Annotated in this window: 7 protein-coding genes; all 7 read left to right on the forward strand. The window is 57.1% G+C overall.

The features are described 5' to 3' along the window. The coding region (locus K5905_RS24270) for an acyl-CoA dehydrogenase family protein (RefSeq protein WP_297588834.1) at window positions 1–189 on the forward strand (189 nt) is incomplete at its 5' end. A gap of 3 nt (window positions 190–192) precedes the next feature. Further along, window positions 193–1,812 carry an AMP-binding protein gene (locus tag K5905_RS24275; RefSeq protein ID WP_297588836.1) on the forward strand — a complete coding sequence of 540 codons (1,620 nt, stop codon included), beginning with the start codon at window positions 193–195 and terminating at the stop codon, window positions 1,810–1,812. A gap of 153 nt (window positions 1,813–1,965) precedes the next feature. Continuing rightward, a complete protein-coding gene (locus K5905_RS24280) occupies window positions 1,966–3,102 on the forward strand; it encodes an ABC transporter substrate-binding protein (protein WP_297588838.1) in 1,137 nt (378 codons plus the stop codon). A gap of 55 nt (window positions 3,103–3,157) precedes the next feature. Beyond that, complete coding sequence (locus K5905_RS24285; RefSeq protein ID WP_297588840.1) at window positions 3,158–4,078, forward strand: branched-chain amino acid ABC transporter permease; 921 nt, start codon at window positions 3,158–3,160, stop codon at window positions 4,076–4,078. Next, window positions 4,075–5,058, forward strand: coding sequence for a branched-chain amino acid ABC transporter permease (locus K5905_RS24290; protein ID WP_297588842.1), 984 nt, complete (start codon window positions 4,075–4,077; stop codon window positions 5,056–5,058). Before K5905_RS24285 ends, K5905_RS24290 begins: the two co-directional genes overlap by 4 nt. After that, window positions 5,051–5,800: an ABC transporter ATP-binding protein gene (locus K5905_RS24295; RefSeq protein ID WP_297588844.1), complete on the forward strand. Its 750-nt coding sequence runs from the start codon at window positions 5,051–5,053 to the stop codon at window positions 5,798–5,800. Before K5905_RS24290 ends, K5905_RS24295 begins: the two co-directional genes overlap by 8 nt. After that, window positions 5,797–6,483, forward strand: a complete 687-nt coding sequence (locus K5905_RS24300) for an ABC transporter ATP-binding protein (protein WP_297588845.1) — start codon at window positions 5,797–5,799, stop codon at window positions 6,481–6,483. Before K5905_RS24295 ends, K5905_RS24300 begins: the two co-directional genes overlap by 4 nt. Window positions 6,484–6,550 lie beyond the last annotated feature (67 nt).

The raw sequence follows: 6,550 nt of genomic DNA on the forward strand, positions 1-6,550 counted from the left end.
GCGACCGATCGGGCACAGCAGGTCATCGACAAGGCGGTTCAGTTGTTCGGAGGTGACGGCGTTCGCTCCGGCATGCCGGTTGAAAGGCTCTATCGCGAGATCCGGGCGCTGCGCATCTATGAGGGTGCGTCGGACGTCCAGAAGATCATCATTGCGCGCCAGACGCTCGGCGCTTTTCAGGGAGACTGATCCATGCTTGGTCCCTCCGCACATATCGACACTTTCACGCGGGACAATCTACCGCCGGAAGACCAGTGGCCCGAGTTCCTGCTGGAGAATTTCGACTATCCCGACCGCCTCAATGCCGCTGTCGAGTTGACCGACACGATGGTTGAACGCGGTTTTGGCGATCATACAGCCCTGATCGGAAACGGCAGGCGGCGAACCTACAAGGAATTGTCCGACTGGACCAACCGGCTTGCACATGTCCTTTCCGAGGATCTTGGTGTGAAACCCGGCAATCGGGTGCTGATCCGTTCGGCCAACAACCCGGCGATGGTCGCCTGCTGGCTGGCTGCGACCAAGGCCGGGGCCGTCGTCGTCAATACAATGCCGATGTTGCGCGCCGGTGAGCTTTCAAAGATTGTCGACAAGGCGGAAATCGAATTTGCCCTGTGCGACACGCGCCTTATGACCGAAATGGTGACTTGCGCCAAATCTTCGCCGTTCCTGAAAAAAGTGGTCGGTTTCGACGGTACGTCCAATCACGATGCGGAACTTGATCGGCTGGCGCTTGAAAAACCGGTTCTGTACGACGCGGTTCCGACCGGACGGGACGATGTTGCGCTGCTGGGGTTCACCTCCGGATCGACCGGAACACCCAAGGCGACTATGCACTTCCACCGTGACCTGCTGATTGTCGCGGACGGCTATGCGAAGGAAGTGCTTGGGGTTACGCCTGACGATGTTTTCGTGGGGTCGCCGCCGCTTGCCTTTACATTCGGTCTTGGTGGCCTGGCAATTTTCCCGCTTCGTTTCGGAGCAGCGGCGACGCTTTTGGAAAAGGCCTCGCCTCCGAACATGATCGAGATCATCCAGAAATATAAGGCGACCGTCTGTTTCACCGCGCCGACCGCATACCGGGTGATGCTGCGTGCGATGGAGGAAGGTGCGGATCTCTCGTCTTTGAGGGCGGCGGTTTCGGCCGGTGAAACGTTGCCGGCACCGGTCTACGACGCCTGGATGCAGAAAACAGGCAAACCGATGCTGGATGGGATCGGTGCGACCGAAATGCTGCATATCTTCGTTTCAAACAGGTTCGGGGATCATAAACCGGCATGCACCGGCAAGCCGGTCAGTGGCTACGAGGTCAAGGTTCTAGGTGTGGACGGTAAACCGGTCGCTGAAGGAGAGGTCGGCAGACTGGCCGTTCGCGGGCCAACCGGATGTCGTTATCTCGCTGACGAGCGTCAACGGGACTATGTCATTGATGGCTGGAACATTACCGGCGACAGCTTTTCCATGAGTGCGGATGGGCATCTGCATTTTGCCGCCCGCAATGACGATATGATCATTTCCTCCGGTTACAACATTGCCGGTCCTGAAGTGGAAGCTGCACTACTCGCGCATCCCGCTGTACTGGAATGTGCCGTCATCGGTGTGCCGGACACTGAAAGAGGGGCCATCGTCCAGGCGCATGTTGTTTTGAGCGAAGACATCGAGGCATCGGATGAGTTGTGCAAGGTTTTGCAGGATCATGTGAAAGCGACGATCGCTCCGTTCAAATATCCGCGGTCGATTGTCTTCACCGACGCTTTGCCGAAAACGGAAACGGGCAAAATCCAGAGGTTTCGGCTCAGACCGGACGCGTGACAAGCACGCTTTCACTCCTGCGCCCGGGGCACGCAGGAGAATAATAAACAATTGATTGCCCTATGCTTTTGTCTTGCTGTTAATAGGCAAGTCACGAGCTGAATCAATATACGGACGGGAACAGCAGGCGTTTAAGATCAATAGGAGCAAGCAATGAAGTTGGTGACGATGGCGGCAGTGGCCGCCTTGACGATCGGTCTTTCAGGAGCAAAGGCCGAACCGGTAAAAGTCGGCATGATCACGACCCTTTCGGGTGGCGGGGCGGGGCTTGGCATCGATGTGCGGGATGGTTTCATGCTCGCCGTCAAGCAATCCGGCAACGAGGACCTGGAAGTCGTAATTGAAGACGATCAGCGCAAGCCGGACATTGCCGTGCAGCTTGCCGACAAGATGATTCAGTCCGAAAAAGTGGATGTACTCACCGGGATCATCTGGTCGAACCTGGCGATGGCAGTTGTTCCGGCTGCTACAGCGCAGGGCAAATTCTATCTTTCGCCGAATGCCGGGCCGTCTGTTCTGGCAGGCAAAGGCTGTCATCCGAACTACTTCAATGTCGCCTGGCAAAACGACAACCTGCACGAAGCCGCGGGTGCCTATGCGAATTTCGCCGGTCACAAGAACAGCTTTATTCTTGCGCCGAACTATCCGGCGGGTAAGGACGCCCTGACCGGGTACAAGAGGTTCTACGAAGGTGATCTGGCCGGTGAGATCTACACCAAACTGGGGCAGACCGACTACGCAGCCGAGATCGCGCAGATCCGGGCATCCGGCGCGGACAGCGTGTTCTTCTTCCTGCCGGGCGGTATGGGGATTTCCTTCCTGAAGCAGTACGAGGATTCCGGCGTCGACCTTCCGGTTGTCGGACCTGCATTTTCGTTCGATCAGGGAATTCTTCAGGCCGTTGGTGATGCCGCCCTCGGGGTTATCAATACCAGCCAGTGGAACAAGGACATTGATAATCCCACCAACAAAGCGTTTGTAGACGCGTTCCAGGCCGAATATGGCCGATTGCCGTCGCTTTATGCCTCTCAGGGTTTCGACACGGCAAACCTGCTGCTTTCCGCAATGGCGAAGGCAGATGTCAAGGATGCCGACGCATTTCGCGAAGCGCTGAAAGCTGCAGATTTTTCTTCGACCCGTGGCAGCTTCACGTTCGGACCGAACCATCACCCGATCCAGGACATCTATGTCCGTGAAGTGGTGAAGGAAGGCGACGTTTTCACCAACAAGATCATCGGGACGGCGCTGACCAGCCACGCCGACGCCTATTGGTCTGAATGCAACATGTAAGTCTTGACCGACGACCGGCGCGGTTTGTCGCGCCGGTCCGAGACGCGGGAAATCCATGTCACTGATATTGCTCATAGAGCAGGTTCTGAACGGCCTGCAATTCGGCATCATGCTGTTTTTGATGGCGGCCGGCCTGACGCTGATATTCGGAGTTATGGGGCTGATCAATCTTGCCCACGGCTCGCTCTACATGATCGGTGCGTTCTGCGCGGCTGCTGTTGCTGCCGCGAGCGGGTCGTTCATACTTGGTCTGATCGCAGCCCTTGCAGGGGCTGCGCTTGCGGGGGCTCTTGTCGAACTGGTCGTCATCCGGCGTCTTTACGACAAGGATCATCTGGATCAGGTGCTGGCAACCTTTGCGCTGATCCTGATTTTTTCGGAAGGAACGCGCTGGATCTTCGGATCTTTTCCGCTCTTCCTGAACGTCCCGGAATTCCTGTCCGGGCCGGTAACCTTGCCGGGCGGTATTGAATATCCGCTCTATAGACTGACCCTGATCGTCATCGGTCTTCTCGTTGCGCTGGGGCTCTATCTCCTGATTTCAAAAACGCGCTTGGGCGTTCAGATCCGGGCAGGAGAGAACGACCGGGAAATGATCGGTGCACTCGGTGTCGATATTGCCATGCTTTACACAATCGTGTTCGCACTCGGCGCCGCATTGGCCGGACTATCGGGTGCACTGGTCGGTGCGATCCAGTCGGTTCAGGTCGGCATGGGCGAGCCGGTGCTCATCCTTGCCTTCGTTGTCATCGTGATTGGCGGTATCGGCTCCATCAAGGGGGCGCTCATCGGTGCCATTCTTGTCGGTCTAACAGACACGCTTGGCGGCATCTTTCTGCCGGAGGCCCTGAAACTGTTTTTTGATCCCTCGACGGCGACCTCAATCGGATCTTCGCTTGCCTCCATGGCGATCTACATCCTAATGGCTGCAGTACTGATCCTGCGCCCGGCCGGTCTGTTCGGAGCGCGCGCATGATAAGGGAAACTTACGTCAACGCCCTGACGCTTCTGCTCCTGGTGGCCATCCCTCTCTGGGCGGTTTTCATGGACGAACCTTTCACCATTACCCTGATGACACGCGCCGCAATCTTTGCCATTGCTGCCATCGGATTGAACATTGCACTCGGTATCGGTGGCCTGGTCAGTCTTGGGCATGCGGTGTTCTTTGGTATCGGCGGATATGCCATGGGCATTCTTGCTCACCATGCACAGACTTACACTCCTCTGGCCGAATGGCCGTTTCTGATTGACGGCACCAAGTCGATGCCGCTGATCTGGCTGGTCGCGATAGCCTGTTCAGCGCTGGCCGCGCTGGTGATCGGGGCGCTGTCGCTGCGTACGACCGGTGTCTATTTCATCATGATCACACTGGCCTTCGGTCAGATGTTCTTCTTCTTCGCCATTTCGTGGGCCGAATATGGTGGTGAGGACGGATTGTCGATCTATATCCGCAACGGCTTCCCCGGATTGAATACGCTTGCTCCAATCCAGTTTTACGGGTTGTGTTTCGTCTTGCTCTGTCTGGTTCTTTTGTTCGCCTGGAAGCTCTCGAAATCTCCGTTCGGACTAGCTCTCAACGCGGCCCGTCAGGCACCGATGCGGGTGGAGACTGTCGGTCTTGACCCAAAGCGCGTCAAGCTGGTGGCGTTTGTCATTTCCGGTGTCATCACCGGACTGGCTGGCGCGCTGTTTGCGGACCTCAACCGTTTTGTCAGTCCCACCATGTTCAGCTGGCAGACGAGCGGTGAGATCATGATCTTCATCATCCTGGGTGGGGTCGGGCGCCTCTTTGGCCCGGTTGTAGGAGCTCTCGCCTTCGTTGCTCTCGAACATTGGCTCGGCGGGCTCAGCGACTACTGGCATATCTATCTTGGCCTCCTGCTGCTGGTCATCGTTTTGTTCGGTCGCGGCGGTTTGATCGGAATGGTTTCGGGACGGGAGGCCGTGCATGACTGACCCTGTTCTCAAGACACAAGGCATCAGCAAAAGTTTTGGAGCACTGCGAGCCAGCCGGGATATCTCGATTGATCTTTTCCCGGGTGAAATCCATGCGGTGATCGGACCGAATGGCGCTGGAAAATCAACTCTGATTGGCCAGATCTGCGGCACGCTGAAACCGGATACGGGCAGCGTGCAGCTGCTTGGCCGTGATGTTACTCACGAGACAGCCCGCGCCCGGGCTCGTGTGGGATTGGGGCGGACGTTTCAAATCTCTTCTCTGGCGATGGAAGACACGGTTCTTCAGAATGCCTTGCTGGGTGCGCTTGGCGCAAGTGGCAGGCCCTGGCGGTTCTGGAAGGATGCGCTCAACGATAAGGACTTGCGTGCAACGGCCGAAGAAGCGTTGCTTCGTGTCGGACTGGAAGGCCAGGCGCGCATGCGCACGGCCGAACTCAGCCACGGTCAGCGCCGTCAGCTGGAAGTCGCGGTTGCGCTCACATTGCGTCCCAAGGCTCTGGTCATGGACGAGCCGATGGCCGGAATGGGAGCGGAGGGATCGAAACGGCTGACCGGCTTTCTGGATGTGTTGCGTCAGGAGGCTCCCATCTTGCTGGTGGAACATGACATGGATGCGGTTTTTGCCCTGGCAGACCGGATCAGCGTGCTTGTCTATGGCGAAGTGATTGCCACCGGAACCGTGGATGAAATCCGCTCCGATGCAGCCGTACAGGAAGCCTATCTCGGGGAGGACGCATGAGCCTTTTGACACTCGAAAACGTTGCCGCGTCCTATGGCGCCAGTCAGGCTCTCTTCGGTGTGGATCTGGAAATCCGTGAGGGGGAGGTGTTGGCGTTGCTTGGCCGCAACGGCATGGGAAAGAGCACTACGGTCAAATGCATCTGCCGGATGCTTCCGGCAGAAGGCCGGATCACATTCGACGGGCATGATCTGATACGTCTTCCCAGTCACCGTGCCGCTCGTCTGGGTCTGGGGCTGGTCCCCGAAGGCCGGCGATGTTTCGGATCGCTGACTGTTCATGAGAATCTGATTGCAGCAGCCCGGAGTGGTGACTGGACGTTTCAAAGGGTGATTGACCTTTTCCCGAGACTGGGGGAACGGCGCGGACAGCAGGCATCGTCTCTTTCCGGTGGTGAACAGCAGATGTTGGCGATCGGTCGAGCTTTGATGACAAACCCGAAACTATTGATCCTGGACGAAGCAACGGAAGGGCTGGCACCGATCATTCGTCAGGAAATCTGGACGGTTATCCGGCGTCTGAAGGCCGAAACGGGCCTTTCCATCCTGGTGATCGACAAGTCGCTGAAAGAGTTGAAAGGCGTTTGCGATCGGGCGTCGATTCTTGAGCGGGGCAAAACGGTTTGGAATGGCCCGCTTGAAGATCTGACTGAAGAAATCACTGCCAATTACATCGGGGTCTGAACCGTGTTTCGTTTTGAGCAACCCGTATTATTCAAACACTGTGATCCGGCGGGGATTGTCTTCTTTC

It is taken from the genome of Roseibium sp. (assembly GCF_025698965.1).
In the GTDB taxonomy this organism is placed as follows: Bacteria; Pseudomonadota; Alphaproteobacteria; order Rhizobiales; family Stappiaceae; genus Roseibium.